This is a genomic window from Streptomyces sp. NPDC005963, assembly GCF_040638655.1.
In the GTDB taxonomy this organism is placed as follows: Bacteria; Actinomycetota; Actinomycetes; order Streptomycetales; family Streptomycetaceae; genus Streptomyces.
Window position 1 is genome coordinate 508676 of sequence record NZ_JBEXVD010000001.1, and the last position, 19484, is coordinate 528159.

Sequence of the window (19484 nt, forward strand, 5' to 3'; positions counted from 1 at the left end):
GTGCACCCGGCCGCGGCCCCGTCCGCGGACTGTGGCGGACGGGGCCGGGTGCCGTGTCGGCGCGAGGGTCAGAAGCCGGTGATCCCGGCGCCGGCCGCGGCTTCCCGCGCGTCCTTGGGCAGCCGGGTGTCCAGCGGTGCCCGCTTCGCGCCCGGAGTCAGCCGGTTGAGCTCCCAGCCACCACGGTCCTTGGCGGTCGCCCGGAGGTTCCAGGAAGAAGCCATGCCCGCGTACAGGAACCCCTTGTCCTCGAAGGGGAGGAAGACGCGCACGCCCTGCTGTGAACGGTTGCCGAAGCCGTTCAGCGTCTCGGCGACGGCCGGCTTGGCCGGGTCGTCCATCCGCCAGACGTCCCCACCGCCGAGGGTGGCCTTCAGCGACGGCCCGACCACCAACTCAAGGTTCTTCTTCGCCGCCTGCGACAAGCCGTTGTTGACCGCGGTGAAGTGCGATCCGGGGGTGATCAGCCCACTGCTGTCGAACGTGGCCATGTACAAGCGGTCCTGGAAGACCGTAAAGGTCCACGCGTACGCATTGCCGACGTTGCCGTTGAAGCCCGACGGGCCGAACTTCGGCTTCTGCCCCAGCAGGTTGGGCTTGGAGGTCCACCGCTTGGTGTTCGGGTTGTAGACCGGCAGCTTCTCCTCCCCGTACAGCAGGGTGGTGCGCTGCTTCTGCGAACCCGGATCACTGATCCGGAAGACCGTGGTCGGACGGGCGGCCGAGACCATGTCTCGCTTGCGCAGCACGTCTCCCTTGGGCTGCCCGTACGCCTTCCACATGGTCTGCACCGCGCCGACCGCGGCCTGGTTGTAACTGCCCACGTACAACTCGCCCCGCCACTCGGTCAGGGCACCCCAGGCGATGCCCTTGCTGAGCATCGGGTCGGGGTCGTACTCGTCCCAGGAGAAGATCGGCTCCCAAGCCGCAGCGCCGTCGAAGGTGAGCCCCGTCGACGGGATCGGCGGGCTCATCCACACCTTCGACGCACCGCCACTGACGGCGCCCCTCTCACCGGGCACCTGAGTGCCCCAGCCGGAGGCGACGAGACGGTCCTTGAAGGTGGTGAGGTAGCCGGGGTCGTTCTCCAACTGGGCGACGACGTCGAAGGCGAACGGGTTCTCCTTGTCACCAGTCCAGCGCAACACCCGACCGCCGTTGACCCCGGGCGCGCGGCCCGCCAGATACAGGTTGCCGTCCGCGGCCACCACGCCTCCGCGCGCGCTGACCAGGTCGGTGTACGCCTTGGAGCCGAGGAACTTGCCGGTGCTGCCCTCGAAGGCGAACATCGACAGCCCCTGGCCCACGGTCTGACCCTCGTTCACCGTCTGACCGAAGAGGAAGACCACGTCGTCGTGGGCCGCAGCGCCCCGCAGGCCCACCGTGCGCTTGAGCAGCGGGTCCGAGGTCGGCGTCAGGTCCTCGACCTTCTGGGTGTCGGCGTTGACGCGCAGCACCTGGGGGGTACGGGCGTCACCGTAGATCTCGCCCAGCGCCCCGGCGTTGGCGCCCTTGCCGAACTCGCACACGTCCGCGTTCTTCACCACGTACGGAGTGGTGTTGCTGGAGTAGGTGGAGGAGGCGTTGCACGTGATGTTGGACAGCGTGCCGAAGTACGCATAGTCACCGGACCGTGCCGCGCTCCACACATAGGCGCCGTTGATCTTCGGCTGGAACCCAGACGGGCAGGCGCCGCCCTGCGGTTGCGGCCGAGGGCCGCCGATGGACTTAAAGCACTCGTCCACCTGGGCACGGGCCGTCTGTTGCACATCGAGCACCGGCCCGCGATGGACCGGCGCCGACGAGCGGTCGCGCTCCTGCGGCGCGGTGGGCGCGGCCGTGGCGGTGGTGTACGGCGTGACCAACGCCGCGAGCGCGGTCGCGCTCGTGGCCAGCAGCACGATGCGGCGGCTGCGGGAAGGTCGGCCAGTTCTGGACAGTCTCATGTCAGGTGCACCTCTGTATCGTCGTCCACTCCCTGCGGGGACGTGACAGAGCATCAGGGCGCACGCCCGAGGTGCGTCAACGCCCCTCGATGCGGTTCTCCTGAAGTGCCGTGGACCCGACGCATCCGACCGTCGACAGCGAAGCCCGAAAGGCACACCGGACGTCCGATCAGCTGCTCGACCCGGACCGGACCGGTGCCCGTGGCCTCCCGGACGGCCGTGGGCACCGGGTCGGTCCGGACGTGGTGTCAGACCCGGCCGCCGGCATTGTGGATGCCCTGATGCTGCGCCTGCTTGGTGTGTTGGTTGTGCAGTGTCAGCAGTCGGGCGATCTCGATCGAGTCACCGGCGGCGAAGGCGTTGATGATCTCGTGGTGTTCGTCGATGGCGTGGGCGCTGGGAATGCCACTACCGCTCAGGGCGACGGCCATGAAGCCGGGGGTGCTGAGCCTGCGGTAGATCTGGTGCAGGGTGGGATTGCCGGAGAGTCCGATCAGGAAGTCGTGGAACTCCTCGATCGCAGTGAGGTAGCCGTCGAGATCGGTGATCCGGCCGTCCGTCACATGCCGTTCGGCGGTCGCGGCGATCTCGCGCCAACGATCGGCCACGGCCGGGCTCAGGGGGCCGGGGAGAGCGGCGGCCACCCCGAGTTCGATCGCGAGCCGTCCGTCGAACGCCTCGTCCGAGGCCCGGGTGTCCAAGGGCACGAGGACATAGCCGCGTCCGGGGTCGCGGCCCACGAGTCCCTCACCGACGAGACGGGTCATGGCGTAGTAGACCGCGGACGGCGGCGTCCTCAGACGGGCCGCGAGGTCGTCGACGTCGAGGGTGCCTTCGAGCGGAAGGGTGCGATTGACGACGAGTTCCCGCAACTGTTCGTACGCGGTCGTGTCCTGCGCCAGTTCGAAGCGGCCGAACTTGCCGCGGAAGTAGCCGAGGGGTGCGCCATCCCTGGCGCGGGCGCCGACGACCCGGGCGAGGAACACCCGGTGGGTGCCGCCGACGACGTCTTCGATCACCTCGCACTCCAGGGCGGCGAGGGCGGCCGAGAGCACCGGTACGCCCCCGACACCCCGGTCGCAGTCGACCCCGGCGAACTTGTCGGCGCGCGGGCCGGCGAACTGGGCGGCGAGGTGTTCCTGGTCCTCACCGAGGACGTTGACCGCGAACACCCCCGCGCGTTTGACCGCGGCATGGGTGGGTGCCTTGGTGTGGGCGCAGATCAACAGCATCGGCGGGTCGAGCGAGAGGGAGGACACCGCGCTGGCGGTCATCCCGTGATCGGTGCCGCCCTCATGGGTGGTGATGACCGCGACACCGCTCATGAAGTGGCCGATGACATGCCGGAAGAGGGTCTGGTCCAGGGGCTGGGCGAGCGGTTCGGGCTGGTCGGGAGCCACCGTCCGATCCGGTACGGGATGGTCCGGTCTCTGGGCCTGGGCCGTGTGCGCGGATGCGTTTCCGGGCCGCTTCACGACCGCACCCACGGTCCACGGGTCCAACCGTCGACGTCGTAGTCGCCCAGGCACTCCTCGACGAGGGAGTCGAGACGGGCGGCGAGACCACCGCGCCGGGCGGCGTTGAGGGCGTCGATCCTGACTTGGTCCGCATTGCCCGAGTAGACCCGCTCGTACAGTCCGTGACGCCCCCCGAACTCGGTTCCGATCGTGTCCCAGACCAGTTTGAAGAGCTTGATGCGGCTCTCGGCAGAGGAGTCGGAGCCCCGGTAGAAGCGGTCGATGAGCGGGCGGAGTTCGGGATGGGCCAGATCACGGTGACTGGAGGGGACGACCAGGGGCGCACCGCCGAGATGCGTTTCGAACAGTTCCCGGATCCGCTCCCACGCCTGCGAGGTGAACATCCGCAGCGCACCCGCGTGCTCGATGTTGGGCATGACGGTCCCGCCGGGCCCTTCGACCGGGTCCATCGCCATGACCGTGGTGAGCGCCCAGGCCGTGTTGCGCAGGGTGATGACCTCACCGAGAGCGGCCTGTACCCCGCGGAAGCCGTCGGTGCCGTTCGATGCGACCGCGCGGGCGAGCAGCCCGGCCATCAGGTCGAGTTTGACGGCGAACCGGGTCCCGGCCTGGAGGTGGGAGCGGTGGACGAATCCGGAGCGCGGGAAGAAGGAGTTGGCCCTCTCCACGTCCCGGTAGATCAGCACATTCTCCCAGGGGATCAGTGCTTCCTTGAAGATGAGCACCGCGTCGTTCTCGTCGAACCGGGACGACAGCGGATGGTCGAACGGACTCGCGGCACGGGCCTCGTACGAACTGCGGCTGATCAGGACGCAGCCGGGGGTGTCCATCGGGGCGATGAAGGCGAGCGCGAAGTTCTCGGCCTTGCCGGCCTCCAGGCTGACCGCGCTGTTCTGGGCGACGAAGGTGGCGTGGGTCAGCGCCGAGCCGGTCGCCAGCATCTTCGCTCCGCTGACCACGATGCCCCGGTCGTTGTCGCGGACGACCTGGACGTACACATCGCCGACCTCGTGGACCGGCCGGCTGCGGTCGACGGGCGGGTTGACGAGGACGTGGTTGAGGAAGAGGGCCTGCGAGGCGTAACGGCGGTACCAGGAACGGGCGTTGTCACCGTACGGGGCGTAGAGGTCGGGGTCGCTCGACAGGCTCGCCATGAACGCGGCCTTGTAGTCGGGGGTGCGTCCCATGAAGCCGTAGCCGAGGCGCGACCAGGCGGCGATGGCGTCCCGTGCCTTGAGCAGTTCGTCCGGGGTTCGGGACGGGGCGAAGAACCGGTGGGTCCTGATGCCCTGGTCGTCCTCGAAGGTGAGGGTGTCGCGCAGCTCGGGGTCGTGCAGCGCGTCGTAGAGCCGGGAGATGGAGCGGGCGCTGGTGCGGAACGCCGCGTGTTCGGTGACGTCCTTGACCTTCTCGCCGTCGATGTAGACGGTGCGACCGTCCCGCAGGCTTTCGAGGTAGGTCTGTCCGTCGAGGAGTGTGTCAGTCATGGGATCCGTCCATGGTGTCGGGGCCGATCGCAGCGGGGTCAGGAGCCCGGGATCGAGACGGGCGGGGTGAAGGGGACGGGAGTCGGGCCGATCGCGTTGACGTCGATCTCGATGACGGCGGGGCCGCGGGTGGCGAGGCTCTTGTCGAGCGCGCCGGGGAAGTCGGCGGCGTTGGTGACCCGCTGGAAGGGGAGCCCGTAGGCGGTGGCCAGTGCGGCGAAGTCGGGGGTGGCCAGGTCCACTCCGCTGCGCCGGCCGCGGTGGACGTCCTGCATGTTGCGCAGCACGCCGTACCCACCGTCGTTGAAGACGCACAGCACGAGCCAGGGGCGTTCCTGGGCGAGGGTGCCGAGTTCGCCGAGGTGTACGGCGAGCCCGCCGTCTCCGGCGATGACGAGGGTGGGCGCATCGGGTCGGGCGATGGCCCCGCCGATGCCCATGGCGAGGCCCTGGCCGATTCCGCCGCCGAGGGGGAAGAGATTGGTGGTGGGGTGGTGGATGTCCAGCAGTCGATTGCCCCACTGGCTGGATGCGATGGTGACATCGCGGGCGATCACCGATGCGCGGGGGAACCGGTCCCGGAGGGTGTCGCAGATCAGTGCGTAGGGGCCGATCGCGGTGCGCAGGGCGGCCCGGGCGCGCGTCGCGGCGGCAGCGCCGCGTTCGCGCCATCCGTCCTCACAGGTGTGCTCCCCCAGCAGTGCGAGGAGTGCGGTGAGGACCGGTGCCGCGGCGCCGACCACCCCGGCGGCGGCGGGGAACACCCGGCCGATCGCCCGTGGGTCGATGTCGATCTGCACATGCCGTGCGGGGACGGGGAGCGAGTAGTCGGCGGTCTCGTTGGAGCGGAAGTGGGTACCGACACTGAGCAGCAGATCGCAGTCGGTGAGCAGGTCCCGGCCGGCTGGTGAGGCGGCGAAGTTGCCGACCGCCAGGGGGTGGTCCTCGGGCAGGGCGCCCCGGCCCGCGTTGCTCGACAGCACGGGGGCGCCGAGCTGTTCGGCCAGGGTGCGGAGCGCTTCTCCGGCCTCCCGGGCACCACCGCCCGCCCAGATCAGGGGGCGGCGGGCCGTTGCCAGCAGTTCCGCTGCGTGGGCGAGTTGCCCGCCGTCGGCCCCGGGGGGTGTGGCGACGGGAGCGACCGGACCCGTCAGGGGTTGCGTCGCGTACTGGAGGTCGATCGGCCATTCGACGCTGACCGGGCCGCGGGGTGGTGTCCGGGCGCGGCCGGCGGCGTGGCGGAGCAGGGCCCCGGCGTCCGCTCCGGGCCGTACGGTCGCGGTGTGGTCGGAGACCGCGCGGAGCAGTCCGGTCTGGTCGCGGGTCTCGTGGATCACGCCCCGGCCGAGGCCGAGGTACCGGCTGTCGATCTGGCCGGTGATGTGGAGGACGGACGCTCCGCCGGACTGGGCTTCGATGAGGGATCCGGCCGCGTTGCCACTGCCGGTGCCGGTGCTCGTCAGCGCGACGCCGAGGCCGCCCGTGACGCGGGCGTGGGCGTCGGCGGCGTTCACGGCTGCGGCTTCGTGGCGCACGGGGACGAAGCGCAGTTCGCGGTCGACGGCTTCGACGAGCGGCATGTTGTGCACGCTCACCACGCCGAAGACCACTTCGGCGCGTTGTTCGCGCAACACGGTGACCAGCAGATCACCGCCGTCGCCGTACCGGTCACGGTCGTCGGGTTTCAGTCCTGCCCCTTCACTGCGGTGTGACATGCGGGGCTCCGTTCTCGATCTGGTGGTCGGGATGGGGTGTTCGACGCCCCCGCCCGGTGGGGCGCGGGTCAGACATAACGGCCCACCCCGCCTCCGACGTCGACCGTGGCGCCGGTGATGTACGCGGAGCGCGGGGAGAGCAGGGAAGCGATGGGGAAGGCGACTTCTTCGGCGGTGCCGAGGCGACCGAGGGGAATGCCCCGGTCTGCTGCGAGTTCGGCGCTCCACCGTTCGTAGTCGAGGGGACTACCGGCAGCCTCGTGGCGTCGCCGCCACTGTCCGGTGTCGATGAGACCCAGAGAGACCGAGTTGACTCGGACGCCCTGGGGCCCGAGGTCGGCGGCCAGGGTGCGGGTGAGGTTGAGGAGGGCGGCGCGTGCCGCGGAGGTGGCTGCGAGTCGGGGTTCGGGCTGTCGGGCGAGGATCGCGTTGACATTGACGACGGCCCCGGCGTCGGATGCCCTCAGCAGGGGTAGGGCCGCTTCGACGGTGTTGAGGACGGAGAACACCTTCAGTTCGAACTCGTTGCGCCACTGCGTGCGGGACGTGCTTGTCCAGGGGGCCATCAGTGAGCCGCCGGCGTTGTTGACGAGGCCGTCCAGCCGTCCGAAGCGGCGGTCGGCCGCGGCCGTGAGACGGGCGACCGCTTCCGGGTCGAGTACGTCGGCGGCCAGGGTGATGAGCCGGGGGCCGTCGGGGCCGAGGACCTGGGCGAGCCGGTCACCGTCGCGGGCGCAGGCGGCGACGGAACAGCCCTCGGCGAGGAGCAGTCGGGCGGTGGCGAGGCCGACGCCCGAACTGGCGCCGGTGACCGCATAGGCCCGTCCCTTCAGTCCGAGGTCCATGGGTCCTTCTTCCTTGGCGGGTCGGGGCGGTCGTCGTGGTGTGCGTCCGTGGTGGTCGCGGGACCCGGTGCCCCACCGTCCTGTTCGGCGAGGAAGTCGGCGACGAGCGCCGTGAAGAGGTCGGGCCGCTCCTGGTTGGCGAGGTGGCCGGCGCCGGGGATGACGGCGAGTCGACTGTCGGGGATGAGTCGGTGGATGGTGCGTGACTCCTGTACGCCGGTGACCCGGTCGTGTTCGCCGACGAGCACGAGCGTGGGGAGCTCCAGTCCGGGCAGGGCCGCGGTGTGGTCGGTGTCGGCCATGGATGCGGCGGCCTCGGCGTATCCCGGCAGCCGCACCGAGGCCGCCATGACCTCGCGTACGGCGGCGACGGCGGAGGCGGACGCCCGGTCGGAGAGCAGACGGGGTGCTCTGACGCGGGCGAACTCGCGTACCCCGTCCCGGTTCAGTTCGCTGGCGCGTTCCCGCATGGCCGCAGCGGCATCGGGGGTGCGACCGGAGCCGCGGGTCGAGTCCGCGAGGACGAGCGAGCGCACCAGTTCGGGGCGGCGCAGGGCGAGCCGGGTGGCGATGACCCCGCCCCAGGAGACCCCCACGACATGTGCGGGGCCCGGTGCGAGGGCGGTCAGCAGGGCCGCGGCGGCATCGGCGAAGTCGTCCAGGCGGTAGGGGGGCTCGGGGTCGTCGGATCGGGCGTAGCCGGGGGCGTCCCAGGCCATGACCCGGTGCCGGCGGGCGAGTTCGGTGAGTTGTGCGGTGAAGGATGCGGCGGACGAGCCGATGCCGTGGAGCAGCAGCACCGGTGAGCCGTGTCGGCCCGCGGTGTCGACGTGGATGCGGACCCCGGAGGCGGTGATGTGTTCGCCGATGACGGCCGGGGTGTTCATACGACGTCTCCGGATGCTCGGGCGAACGCGCGGATCGCCCGGAGCACGGCGTACGGCACGATGCCGCTGGTTCGGGGGTTCGCCGGCGAGGGCAGGTTGGCGATCTCGAAGCGGTAGTTGCCGGCGGGCCCGGTGGCTTCGATCTCATGACGGCTCAAGGTGGCTTCGGGGTCGGCGACGACCACGGCTTCCACCAGGTCCCAGTCACCGACGGCCAGGGCCACGGACGCCGCCACGTTGCTGGTCGTGGGGAATGCGCGGGTGACCTTGCGGGCGGGGGCGCGCAGCACTTCGTACGGCACGGTTGTGGTGCGCAGCCGGGTCGTCTCGGCCTCGGTCATCCAGGGGCGCAGGAGTGATCCGGGGGCCTTGGAAGTTCGGATGGTGACGGTGTCGAAGGGGGCGCGGAGGGTGGCGGCGGCGAGTAGGTCGAGGCCGCCGACGGCGCCGGCGCAGAGGCTGAGCCGGCCGGGTCCGGCCAGAAGGCGTCGGTGCAGTGCATCGTCGGCGAGCGCCCCGGTGGAGAGGGCGAGCAGCTGCCGACCGGCGGCGATGACGGCGGGTCCGGCTTCGCGGAGCGCGCTCTGTCCTGCGCATTCGACGACCAGTTCGGCGCGGGCGAGTGCGGTGTCGAGGGAGGTGTGCGGCAGCGGCGGGGCGGGGGGTGTGGCCGGGTCGACGATCGCCACGAGCCGGGCGCCCGGTACCCGTCCTGCGTGGAGCGCTTCGGCAATGACGGACCCGATGGCTCCGTGGCCGATGAGGGCCACCGTCAACTCGTTCATGCCGGCACGCCGTTCTGTCCGGGGTCGGGGATGCCGGCCATGCGGGTGCGGACGTCGGTGGAGGGCGGTCCCGCGGTCCCCCACAGGTCGGACAGGGCGGGGGTGCGCCGCCAGGTGCGGCAGAGCCAGGTGTCCTCCTCGACCTGGTCGACCTCGGAGGTGTATTCGCAGACCAGCCCGGCCGGGTCGGCGAAGTAGGAGAAGGTGTTGTTCCCCGGTCCGTGTCGGCCCGGCCCCCACAGCGGCAGTCGGTCATGGTGCTTGAGGCGTCCGATGCCGCGCATGAAGTGGTCGATCGACGTCATCTCGTAGGCCACGTGGTTGAGCGAGGTCCACTCGGCTTGGTTGAAGGCGATGGCGTGGTGGTCGGTGTTGCACCGCAGGAACGCCATCTGGTGTTCCGACCAGTCGGATATCCGCATGCCGAGGACGCGGGTGTAGAAGGCGCAGGCGGCGTCGATGTCGATGGTGTTGAGCACCACATGGGCGAGTTTGCGGGGGATGGCGGCCCGCCCTTCCGGGTCGCCGGGGGTGACCGCCTCGACCTCGCAGGAGAGTTCGACGAGGCGGCCCTCCGGGTCGGCGAACCGCAGTCCGTAGCCGCCGCCTGGCTGGTCCAGTGCGCCCGGTCCGGCCAGCAGGGCGGTTCCGTGCGCGGTGAGCCGCCGGGCCGCGGTGTCGACTTCCCGGCGGTCCCCGACCGAGAAGACGATCTTTCCCAGGGCGTTTCGCTCCGCCTGGTGGAGTTCGAGGATGTGGTGTTCCCGGCCGGTGCCGCGCAGCCACGTCGCCCCGTTGCCGCGCTCGACCGGGGTCAGCCCCCACACCTCACCGTAGAACTCCGCGGAGTCGGTGGCGTGCGGGGTGTGGAGGGAGACCGCGCGAAGCGACCGCAGTCGTGCGACGGGTTCGAGCGGGCCGGCGGACCGCCCTGCGGCGCGGTCGGTTCGGTGTGCCCCCCGGACGACGGGGCCGGCGCCGTCATCGGTGTGTCCGAGGGTGGTGACGGGATCGTTCATCGGGCGACTCCTCAAGGGCCGGACGAGACTCAGGGGCCGGGCCGGGCCGGGTGCGGTCGGTCAGTCGGTCAGTCGGTCAGTCGGTCGGTGTCGGGGCCTTCCGTCAGTCCCGGGTGATCCCGTGCATCGCCGAGGTGGGCGGGTAGCTGGGGAGTTGGGGCTTGGCCGCACCGATGACCACGCAGAACAGGGCGTCGGTGGTGCCGATGTTGCGCAGGCTGCGGGGCACTCCGGCGGGGACCCTCACCAGGTCGCGGTAGCCGAGGACGCGACTCGCCGTCCGAGTGCCGTCCTCGGTGTCGTGGACGGTGACCTCCAGTTCGCCTTCGAGGACGAAGAAGACCTCTTCGGCGTCGTGGTGGGTGTGCTCGGGGCCGATGGCGCCGGCCGGCAGCCGCATGTTCGAGAAGGTGAAGTGTCCGGCGCCCAGGATGCGGTCGTCCCCCTCGTGGTTGCCGGTGGCACCGGAGCCGATATACCGGATCTGGGCCCGGCGGAACTCGTCGCCCGCCTTGGCCTGGAAGCCGAGGGTGTCCCAGTCCTCGTGCCGTGAATCACGGCTGGCCACGCAGGAGTCCAGAAGCCCCCGGAGGGTGGTTTCGGTGGAATTGTCGGCGGTGTCGGTGTGCTTGTTCACGGTGGGTCCTTTCGGTGGTGACGGGCTGGTGCCCGCTCGGGATGGGCCGGGCCGGTGCGAGCCGGGTCGGTGCGGCCGGCCGGCCGGCGGAAGAGATGGAAGAGGTGGAAGAGGCGGAAAGGTCAAGGAGCGTCGCGGTCGGGTGGCACGAGAGGCGAGGGTCGTCCGGATCGCCCCGAGCCCGACTCGCGGTGCCGTGGAGTTCAGGAGCCCCAGGTGGACGGTGACTCGTCCAGCCCCCAGTACAGGCCCTTCTGCGCCATGTAGGCCCGGATGCCCTCCCGGCCCTTCTCGCGGCCGATGCCGCTCTCCTTGACCCCGCCGAACGGAGTGGAGGCGGAGAGTTGTTTGTAGGTGTTGACCCACACCGTGCCCGCCTCGATCCGGCGCGCGAGGTGCCAGGCCCTGCGGTAGTCACGGGTCCAGATGCCGCACGCCAGTCCGTACGGGGTGGAGTCGGCCAGTTCGGTGAGCTCCTTTTCGTCGTCGTATGGGAGGACCGCGAGCACCGGGCCGAAGATCTCCTCCTGACAGACGCGCGAGGCGGGGTCAAGACCGGTGATCACGGTCGGGCGCACGTAGTAGCCGCCGTCCAGAGCGGGTCCGGTGGGGCGTTGGCCCCCGGTGCGGATGTGTCCGCCCTCGTCGCGTGCGAGTTGGACGTACGACTCGACCCTGGTGCGGTGCTCCGCGGAGATCAACGGGCCCATGTGGGTGCCCTTCGCCATCGGGTCGCCGATCACCAGACGTTCGGCAGCCGCCACGATCCGGCCGGTCAACTCCTCCTGTACGGAGCGGTGGACGAAGAGCCGGGAGCCCGCGACGCACGCCTGCCCCTGCGAGGAGAAGATTCCGAAGACCACGCCCCGGACCGCCTGGTCCAGATCGGCGTCGGGCAGCACGATCACCGGTGACTTGCCGCCGAGTTCCAGGGAGACGGGCATCAGTTTCTCCGCGGCGATCGAGGCGATGCGACGGCCGGTCGCCGTACCGCCGGTGAAGGCGACCTTGCGGACTCCCGGGTGCCGCACCAGTGCCTCACCCACCACCCCGCCGGCCCCGGGCAGCACGCTGACCAGACCCGGGGGCACACCGGCACGCAGGAGCAGATCGCCGAGTCGCAGGGCGGCGAGCGGCGACCACTCGGCCGGTTTGATCAGCACCGCGTTGCCGGCCGCGAGGGCCGGCGCGACCTTCTGGGCCTCGCTGGCGATCGGCGAGTTCCAGGGGGTGATGGCGGCGACCGGGCCGATCGGTTCGTGCACGCTCATGCTCAGATAGGCGCCACGTGCGGTGGTGAGCGTCTCGTCCAGGGTTTCGAGGGCCGCGGCGGTGTACCGGAAGGTTCCGGCGGCACTCGCCACCAGTGCCCGTGTCTCTGCGAGCGGTTTGCCGATGTCCCGGGTCTGGAGCCGGGCGAGTTCCTCCGACTCCTCCTCCATGAGTGCACCGGCTCGGTGGAGCAGTCGGGCGCGCTCATGGGGAAGGAGGTTCCGCCAGGCCGGATCGTGCATGGCGGCGGCACCTGCCCGTACCGCGTCGTCGACGTCCTCGGCGGTGGCGGTCGTGACCTCGGCGAAGGCTCTGCCGGTCGCCGGGTCGACCGACGCCATGGCCGGTCCCCGACCGGGTCGGTGCCGGCCCGCCACGATGATGTCCATGCCCCCGTTGGCCATGAAGCCCTCTCTCCACTGGTTCGTTGAAGGCGTCGCCGGGCTCCGTCGGTGCTCTCAGCACTGAATCGGCGTGCCGGTTCGCTCAGCGGAAGAAAACTTAGATCTAAGTCTCTTAGAGCGTCAATACATAGTGCTGTTATTCTTCGCTCTCAGTCTTTTCCATGACGACCCGTAGGCAGGCGCGCACGTGAGCCATCGACCCGACAGGCGTTCCACCGCGTCCGATTCCGCACCTTCGGCGCCGAAGGACCGGGCCCGGGAGGACCACCCCGACGAGGTGGACCGGATCATCACCGAGTGGCGGACCGAGCGACCGGGCCTCGACGCGAGCAGCATCGATGTCGTGGGCCGGATCACCCGCTGCGGACTACTGGTCCGCAATCTGTCGAACCGCATGTACGACCGCCACTCCATCAACCAGTCGATCTTCGACGTGCTGGCGAGCCTGCGCCGGATGGGACCCCCTTATCGCAAGACCGCACGCGAGTTGGCGACCTCGTCCCTACTGACCTCGGGCGGGATGACGATGAGACTCGACCGGATGGAGCGGGACGGGCTGATCCGCAGGATCCGCTCGGCCGAGGACCGCCGGAGCGTGTACGCGGAGTTGACTCCGGCCGGCTTCGCACTGATCGACCGCATCATCGATGAGCACCTGGAGCGCGAGCGCGAGATGCTGGAGTCGCTGGACCCCGAGGAGCAGCAGCAACTCGCCGGGTTGCTGAAGAAGCTCGAAACCCGACTGCGCGATCTGGACTGACCGACCGCCAGCGCCCCACCCGAGTGTTCTCCGGCCTCCGTGGCACGCGGCACCAGCCGCACCACGGAGGCCGGAACATTTTCAAAGACACACATCTCAACAACTTAACTAAAAGCTTCTTTGACCTAAGCCTTGTGTAGTCCGGAGGACGGGGTCTATGGTCTCGGCAACGTCGATCAATCCTCCAGGTCACAGGCCCGTCACCGCCGCACATGCCGGCGCCGGCCCATCTGACGCACATCCGACTACGAGGCTTGAGTCCACGCCCCCGCCGTCCCCGCCCAGTGAGCGGGTGATCGTCGAAGGGGCCACGAAGGGAGCCATCCGTGCCGACTCCGACCATCGCCGGGTCCACCCCGCACACCGCACTCGCGACCGGGACCCCGGAGGGGGAACCGCACGACGAACGCGCATTCCGGATGCGCCGTACCCATGCGTTCATGGACGCCCACGAACTCGACGGCCTCATCGTCTTCGGCGCCGATCGAAGCGACCGCTACGACGCCGGCCAGTACCTCTTCCGTGACCGCCGCTACCAACACTTCGTCGTCCCCCGGCACGGCGAACCCACGATGGTCTCCTTCGCCGCACAGGTCGCGGCACAGAACCAGCTCACCCGGGAGCGCGGTCTCCAGTCGTGGATCGAGGACATCCGCGTGGGCTCCGCACCGGAGCTCCTGCCGGAGATCGTGCGGGAGAAGCACCTCGGTCGCGGCCGGCTCGGTGTGATCGGAGCCGGCTACGGATCACCGTTCTACCCGGGCGGTTGGGTGCCGCGGTCCGTCTGGGACGCGATCAGCGAACGACTGCCCGACGCCACGCTGCTCGACGTCACCCGCGACTACGGACTGGTGATGGCCCGGCGCAGCGACGAGGACCTGGAGCACATCGCCACCGCAGCCGCGGCCGGGGACGCGGCCATCGAAGCCATGATGGCGCTGGCAGCACCGGGCCAGGACGAGACAGCGCTGTACGCCGAGGGCGTGGCGACGATGATGCGCAAGGGGATGCGCGTCACCTGGATGCTCTTCCAGACGGGCCTCGACAACTACGCCTGGGGAGAGCCCACCTGGCTGACCCGCCCCGAGCAGGCCCGGAAGCTGGAACGCTCCGACATGGTGTGGGCCGAGATCTTTCCCAACTACGCCGAGCTGAACACCCACGTCAACATGAGCTTCACCCTCGGCACCCCACCCGCTGAGACACTGCGCTGCGCCGAGGTGGCCCGTGCGTCCTACGAGGCCGGTGTTGCCGCGGTACGACCCGGGGCCTCCTTCGCCGAGGTGTGCGCGGCCATGGAGGTACCGCTCACCGAGGCCGGGATGTGGCATCTGACCCCGCAGTTCGCCTCACTGAACCCCTTGTTGTCGGGAGGCGGATCGGCCCTGGGCATCCGGGACCACGTCGACTCCTTCGCCGACGCCTATCCGTACGCGGACGGACACGCGGGCCCCTTCTTCGACTTCGAGATCGAGGCCGGCATGACCTTCTCCCTCCAGCCGGACGCCAGGCTCGGCAGGCGGGGCGCGATCGTGGGCGGAGTGGTGGCCGCGACGGAGTCCGGTTGCCGCGAGTTCAACACGGTCTCCACCCGGCTCAACTCGGTGGAGGCATAGGCATCGGCCGAACCTCCCGGGCATCGCGCCCATGACGGTTCGCCGAGGTGGGCACCGGCCTCGTGCCAGGCGCCAACCCGACCTCGTCGTATCCGGCCGGTTCAGCCCGTTTCGGTCGGATACGATCCACTTCGACCGGTCATACGGTCACCACAGCCACCCGCACACAGCGCCACGGACGCCCTCGATCCGGCCTTCCGGCCGGCACCCCCGCACGTCGGCCCGTACGCGTCGCTTCCGGCCGAGTCACCCCGGCCGACACCGGGCCCTGCCCCGCGCTCCGGCCCCGCAGTCGGCACCTGGGCGACCGGCCCCTCCGGCCCCCTCAGCCGGACCTCGCACCACCGGGTATCCCCGCACCCCGGTCATTCGTCCCTTCCGGCCGGACTGCCCGGCCACCCTCCCGGCAAGGTGGTATTGATCATGACAAAGCGGCCTCCGTCGCTCAACCGACGCTCCCTTCTGCACGGCATGGCGGCCGTGGGCGCGGGCGGCCTGCTGGCCGCCTGTGGCGACGGGTCCGGTCGAGGTTCCGGCTCCGGCTCCGGTAAGTCGGGTTCCGGTGGCAACCTCCCGTCCTCCCTCAGACAGCTCGCCGACAAGGCAACCAAGGAGGGTTCGGTACGGCTCTTCGTCAGCACCGACTCCCGCACCCCCGCGCACGCCCGGAAGCTCGCCCGGGCCTTCCGCGCCGACACCGGCGCCGACATCGAGATCAAGTTCGTCAGCGGCGAGCCGGACCCGGCGTTCGCCAACAAGCTGGTGCAGGAGGCGAAGGCGCAGGTCGCACCGTCGATCGATGTGTTCGCGACCACGCCCTTGGTGGTCAAGCAGCTCAGCGGCGCCGGTCTCGTCCAGTCGGTCGACTGGGGCTCCATGGAGGGGGTGGCCGCAGCCGACGTGTGGGCGGACCAGCAGGGCATCTACATCGCCGAGATCGCCCGGACGGTCCTCTACAACACCAAGGACGTCAAGGCGGATGACGCCCCGAAGTCCTTGGAGGACCTGCTCACCGACACCTGGCGGGGGAAGATCGTCACTGCCGGGCTGCCCGATGTCTTCAGTCCACTGGCCGCCGGCCTCGGCGTCGACAAGACGCTGGACTTCGTGCGCCGACTGCTGGAGAACGGCAGGGTCTCCCTGGCATCGGTGCCGACCGCCATCCGAACCCAGGTGAGCAGCGGGGAGTTCCCGATCGGCTACGGCGTCCGGATCGGCGAGCGCCAGCGCGTGTCGAAGGCACCGGTCGACTACGCCCCCGTCAAGGTGCCCGTGGTGCCGCGTGCCGGCCTCGTCATCAAGGGTGCGAAGAACCCCTCCGCCTCGCAGCTCTTCCTGTACTGGCTCAATGCGACCGAGCAGGGCCGCAAGCAGGCGTACGAGGTTCTCGACTGGCCCCGGTACACCACCCCCGGCACCGATCTGCATCTGCTGGCCGAGAAGGCGGGCGGTGTGATGACCGCGGAGACGGACTGGTGGATGAACGAGTACGAGAAGGTCAACCAGCAGGTCGCGCAATTGCTGAGGAAGTAGTGATGGGGTCGGACAAGGCATCTGAACTGATCACCTCGCGCCCGGCCCCCGTGGGCCGCCGCACCGAGGAGAAGGGAGCCCCCGGTGAGGGGGCTCCCCCGCCGGGCCGCACCGGACGACGGCGGGTCGATGCCCCGCTGGTCGTGGTGCGGGTGATGATCGCGCTGTTGTGCGCGGTGCTCGTCATTCCGATGGCCGGACTGGTCTGGGCGGCCTTCGGGCCGGGAGAGGGCTTCGGCGGCGGCGAACTGTCGTTGGACAACTTCCGTACGGTGCTCGGCTCCAGCGGGCTGGCGGGAACACTGCTGCGCACCCTCGTTCTCGGCGTGGGCAGTGTGGTGGTGATGCTGGTCGTCGCCGTGCCGCTGGCCTGGCTCTACGCCAGGACGGATCTGCGCGGCAAGAGCGTGATCCTCTTCCTGGCCGCGGCGAAGATGGCGATCCCCGGCTTCCTGGTCGCCCTGGGCTACATCTTCATGTTCAACCCGAGCAACGGGATCATCAACACCTGGTGGGGAGATTTGGGCGGGAGTGGCCCGCTGACGGATGTCTACAGCCTGAAGTGGATCATCCTGCTCCAGGGGTTGGACTTCGCCGGCCCGGCCTTCTTCATGCTCGTCCCCACTCTGAGGGTCATCGACGTCAACGTCGAGGAGGCCGCTGCCGTCCACGGCATCCCCCGCTGGCGGGCGGCCATCCAACTGTTGTTGCCGATCGCGGCACCGGCGATCGCAGGGGTGTCCATCTTCTTCTTCATCGTCGCCGTCGAGGTGTTCGACTACGCGGGGATGCTCGGGATGCCCGCGCGGATCACGGTGCTGTCCACCCTGATCTACCAGTACACCCAGGGCACCACCGGATCCCCCGAGTACGGCAATGCAGCGGCCGTCGGACTGGGCATGGCGTTCGGGATCGGCCTGATCATGCTCGCCTACTACCGGGCGATGCGGCGGGCCGGCCAGATGGCCACAGTCACGGGCAAGCGCGCGGCCCGCGAACCGATCAGACTCTCCCGCAAGGGCCGCATCGCCGGGTACGGCTTCATCGGCCTGTACGCACTCGTCGGTGTGGTGCTGCCGGTGTTGACCCTCGTCTGGGCCTCTCTGGTGCCCTATCTGCGGCCCCCGTCGGCGGAGGCGTTCGGCGAGTTGTCCTTCGCCGCCTACACCGACGCCGCCTACGACCTCGGCGAAGTACTCCCGACGACGCTCCTCCTGGTGGCCGTGGTGCCGACGGTCGCCGTGGCGTTCGCCGCCTGCGCCGGATGGCTGGTCACCCGCACCACGGTACGGGGCCGACGCGGACTCGACGCGCTCATCATGATGACCCTGGCGATCCCGTCGATCGTCATGGCGGTCTCCTTCGTGTACGTGGGACTCTCCACGTATCGATGGCTACCGCTCTACGGAACCGCGGCCTTCCTCGCCCTCGTGGTGGCCTGTCGGTTCGTGGCGACGGCGTACCGCACCCTCCACGGAACGATGCTCCAGGTACACGGCGAACTGGAGGAGGCCGCGGCGGTCTCGGGAATCCGTCGGGGTCGGGCGTTCGTCTCGGTCGTCCTGCCCGTGGTGCGCGGCAGTCTGGCCTACGCCTGGTTCTGGATCGCCCTGCTGACCATCCGCGAACTCACCATCACCCTGATCCTCTCCAGCGACGGTACGGACGTCATGTCCACGCGGATCTTCGGCTACAGCTCGGCGGGCGAGACAGGGCTGTCCGCCGCCCTCGGCGTGATCCAGCTCGGGCTGATCACGGTCCTGCTCATCGCCTTCTGCCGTGTCGCCCGCCGTCAGTCCCTCTAGGGCCCTTCTTTCGGATCTTGCTGGGCTCGCGTGCCCTGGCACCGCGCCTCGCCGCGTTGTCGTCAATCACCAATGCTCCGCAGTGATTCATTCCTCCGCCTTGCGATCCACGGCACCAGACCCCGCTCCCTGATCCAGCCTGATCCAAAAGAAAGACCCTAGGAGTCAGACCATGATCGACCTCGAAGGCGTCTCGAAGTCCTTCGCCCAGGACCGCGACCGGGTGCCGGCCCTGCGCGATGTCTCCCTCTCGATATCGGAGGGCGAGTTCTACGTGCTGCTCGGCGCGTCCGGCTGTGGAAAGACGACCACCCTGCGCATCGTGGCCGGACTGGAGCGCCCCGACGACGGCACCGTGTCGATCGACGGCCGGCAGGTCTCAGGCCGCACTCCCCCGGTCTGGGTGGGCCCCGAGGAGAGACCGCAGGCGATGGTCTTCCAGTCGTACGCCCTGTGGCCGCACATGACGATCCGCCAGAACATCGCCTTTCCCCTCCGCCGTGGTGTGCGGCGCCCGGACCGGAAGGAGGCGGCGGACCGGGTGGAGGAGGCGCTGGAGATGTTTCGGCTGACCGAGCAGGCGGACCGGAAGGTGACACAGCTCTCGGGCGGCCAGCAGCAGCGAGTAGCACTGGCCCGGGCACTCGCGCTGCGCCCCAAGGTGCTGCTGATGGACGAACCGCTCTCCAACCTGGACGCCAGGCTCCGGATGGACCTCCGGATCGAGCTCAAGGAACTGTCCCGGCGTACGGGCATCACCTGTCTGCTGGTCACCCACGACCAGGAGGAGGCCATGATGCTCGCGGACCGGGTCGGCATCATGCAGGGCGGCGGGATCGTCCAGGAGGGCCCGCCGGACGAGCTGTACACCTCGCCGGCGACGGAGTTCGTGGCCAATTTCCTCGACCACATGAACCTCATTCAATCGGCCTCGGTCACCTCGTCGGACCCTCACGGTCTGGAGGTCACGGCGGGCGGGCAGCGGCTGCGCACCGGTCCCGGCGACCATGCCGTGGGCACCGGGCTCACCGTCGGCATCCGCCCGGACGACATCGTGTTCGACCTCGCGCACGGCGATCCCGCAACCGAAACCAACCTGGTGACCGGCACTCCCGTCGACCACCACTACCTGGGCGGGCACTTCCTCCACCGGGTGGCAACCCCGCTGGGACTCCTCACGGTCCGCTCGCCCACGGGTCCGGACGCATTCGCCTCCGGCACGGTACGTCTGCACCTGCCGGCCGAGAAGCTGATCACCATGGCGGCCACGGCCGGGGAGTAGGGCCCGGCAGCCG

Annotated in this window: 15 protein-coding genes; 5 read left to right on the forward strand and 10 right to left on the reverse strand. The window is 69.8% G+C overall.

Features of this window, described 5'->3' with window-relative positions:
* Positions 1-68: 68 nt before the first annotated feature.
* From ABZ348_RS02135 to ABZ348_RS02180, 10 genes are all read right to left on the reverse strand, one after another.
* Complete coding sequence (locus ABZ348_RS02135; protein ID WP_358928377.1) at positions 69-1946, reverse strand: hypothetical protein; 1878 nt, start codon at positions 1944-1946, stop codon at positions 69-71.
* A 248-nt stretch (positions 1947-2194) separates the two neighbouring features.
* Positions 2195-3421 carry a flavin reductase gene (locus ABZ348_RS02140; RefSeq protein WP_358928379.1) on the reverse strand — a complete coding sequence of 409 codons (1227 nt, stop codon included), beginning with the start codon at positions 3419-3421 and terminating at the stop codon, positions 2195-2197.
* The gene (locus ABZ348_RS02145; protein ID WP_358928381.1) at positions 3418-4911 is read right to left on the reverse strand and encodes a 4-hydroxyphenylacetate 3-hydroxylase N-terminal domain-containing protein; all 1494 of its coding nucleotides are present in this window, start codon (positions 4909-4911) and stop codon (positions 3418-3420) included. Before ABZ348_RS02145 ends, ABZ348_RS02140 begins: the two co-directional genes overlap by 4 nt.
* Positions 4912-4949: 38 nt before the next feature.
* Positions 4950-6626 (reverse strand): thiamine pyrophosphate-binding protein, encoded by a 1677-nt coding sequence (locus tag ABZ348_RS02150; protein WP_358928383.1) that lies wholly within the window; start codon positions 6624-6626, stop codon positions 4950-4952.
* Between the two features lie 68 nt (positions 6627-6694).
* Complete coding sequence (locus ABZ348_RS02155; RefSeq protein WP_358928385.1) at positions 6695-7471, reverse strand: SDR family oxidoreductase; 777 nt, start codon at positions 7469-7471, stop codon at positions 6695-6697.
* Positions 7456-8358 (reverse strand): alpha/beta fold hydrolase, encoded by a 903-nt coding sequence (locus tag ABZ348_RS02160; protein WP_358928387.1) that lies wholly within the window; start codon positions 8356-8358, stop codon positions 7456-7458. The genes ABZ348_RS02155 and ABZ348_RS02160 overlap by 16 nt, the downstream gene beginning before the upstream one ends.
* Positions 8355-9143: an aspartate dehydrogenase domain-containing protein gene (locus tag ABZ348_RS02165; RefSeq protein WP_358928389.1), complete on the reverse strand. Its 789-nt coding sequence runs from the start codon at positions 9141-9143 to the stop codon at positions 8355-8357. Before ABZ348_RS02165 ends, ABZ348_RS02160 begins: the two co-directional genes overlap by 4 nt.
* Positions 9140-10162, reverse strand: coding sequence for a VOC family protein (locus tag ABZ348_RS02170; protein WP_358928391.1), 1023 nt, complete (start codon positions 10160-10162; stop codon positions 9140-9142). Before ABZ348_RS02170 ends, ABZ348_RS02165 begins: the two co-directional genes overlap by 4 nt.
* Positions 10163-10265: 103 nt before the next feature.
* Entirely contained in the window at positions 10266-10799 is a 534-nt protein-coding gene (locus ABZ348_RS02175; RefSeq protein WP_358928393.1) for a cupin domain-containing protein, read from the reverse strand.
* Positions 10800-11002: 203 nt separating this feature from the next.
* Positions 11003-12460 (reverse strand): aldehyde dehydrogenase, encoded by a 1458-nt coding sequence (locus tag ABZ348_RS02180; RefSeq protein WP_358928791.1) that lies wholly within the window; start codon positions 12458-12460, stop codon positions 11003-11005.
* A gap of 202 nt (positions 12461-12662) precedes the next feature.
* Between ABZ348_RS02180 and ABZ348_RS02185 the strand changes: the two genes are divergently transcribed.
* From ABZ348_RS02185 to ABZ348_RS02205, 5 genes are all read left to right on the forward strand, one after another.
* A complete protein-coding gene (locus tag ABZ348_RS02185; RefSeq protein ID WP_358928395.1) occupies positions 12663-13235 on the forward strand; it encodes a MarR family transcriptional regulator in 573 nt (190 codons plus the stop codon).
* 326 nt (positions 13236-13561) lie between these two features.
* Entirely contained in the window at positions 13562-14851 is a 1290-nt protein-coding gene (locus tag ABZ348_RS02190) for a M24 family metallopeptidase (protein ID WP_358928397.1), read from the forward strand.
* A gap of 423 nt (positions 14852-15274) precedes the next feature.
* Positions 15275-16384, forward strand: a complete 1110-nt coding sequence (locus tag ABZ348_RS02195) for an extracellular solute-binding protein (RefSeq protein WP_358928399.1) — start codon at positions 15275-15277, stop codon at positions 16382-16384.
* Between the two features lie 2 nt (positions 16385-16386).
* The gene (locus ABZ348_RS02200) at positions 16387-18189 is read left to right on the forward strand and encodes an ABC transporter permease subunit (protein ID WP_358928400.1); all 1803 of its coding nucleotides are present in this window, start codon (positions 16387-16389) and stop codon (positions 18187-18189) included.
* A 172-nt stretch (positions 18190-18361) separates the two neighbouring features.
* Entirely contained in the window at positions 18362-19471 is a 1110-nt protein-coding gene (locus ABZ348_RS02205; RefSeq protein ID WP_358928402.1) for an ABC transporter ATP-binding protein, read from the forward strand.
* Positions 19472-19484 lie beyond the last annotated feature (13 nt).

Bases quoted from the DNA above. Each gene is read 5' to 3' on its own strand.
- ABZ348_RS02135 (WP_358928377.1), bottom strand. From the start codon at position 1,946: ATGAGACTGTCCAGAACTGGCCGACCTTCCCGCAGCCGCCGCATCGTG.
- ABZ348_RS02170 (WP_358928391.1), bottom strand. From the start codon at position 10,162: ATGAACGATCCCGTCACCACCCTCGGACACACCGATGACGGCGCCGGC.
- ABZ348_RS02200 (WP_358928400.1), top strand. From the start codon at position 16,387: ATGGGGTCGGACAAGGCATCTGAACTGATCACCTCGCGCCCGGCCCCC.
- ABZ348_RS02150 (WP_358928383.1), bottom strand. From the start codon at position 6,626: ATGTCACACCGCAGTGAAGGGGCAGGACTGAAACCCGACGACCGTGAC.
- ABZ348_RS02205 (WP_358928402.1), top strand. From the start codon at position 18,362: ATGATCGACCTCGAAGGCGTCTCGAAGTCCTTCGCCCAGGACCGCGAC.
- ABZ348_RS02155 (WP_358928385.1), bottom strand. From the start codon at position 7,471: ATGGACCTCGGACTGAAGGGACGGGCCTATGCGGTCACCGGCGCCAGT.
- ABZ348_RS02180 (WP_358928791.1), bottom strand. From the start codon at position 12,460: ATGGACATCATCGTGGCGGGCCGGCACCGACCCGGTCGGGGACCGGCC.
- ABZ348_RS02165 (WP_358928389.1), bottom strand. From the start codon at position 9,143: ATGAACGAGTTGACGGTGGCCCTCATCGGCCACGGAGCCATCGGGTCC.
- ABZ348_RS02160 (WP_358928387.1), bottom strand. From the start codon at position 8,358: ATGAACACCCCGGCCGTCATCGGCGAACACATCACCGCCTCCGGGGTC.
- ABZ348_RS02145 (WP_358928381.1), bottom strand. From the start codon at position 4,911: ATGACTGACACACTCCTCGACGGACAGACCTACCTCGAAAGCCTGCGG.
- ABZ348_RS02195 (WP_358928399.1), top strand. From the start codon at position 15,275: ATGACAAAGCGGCCTCCGTCGCTCAACCGACGCTCCCTTCTGCACGGC.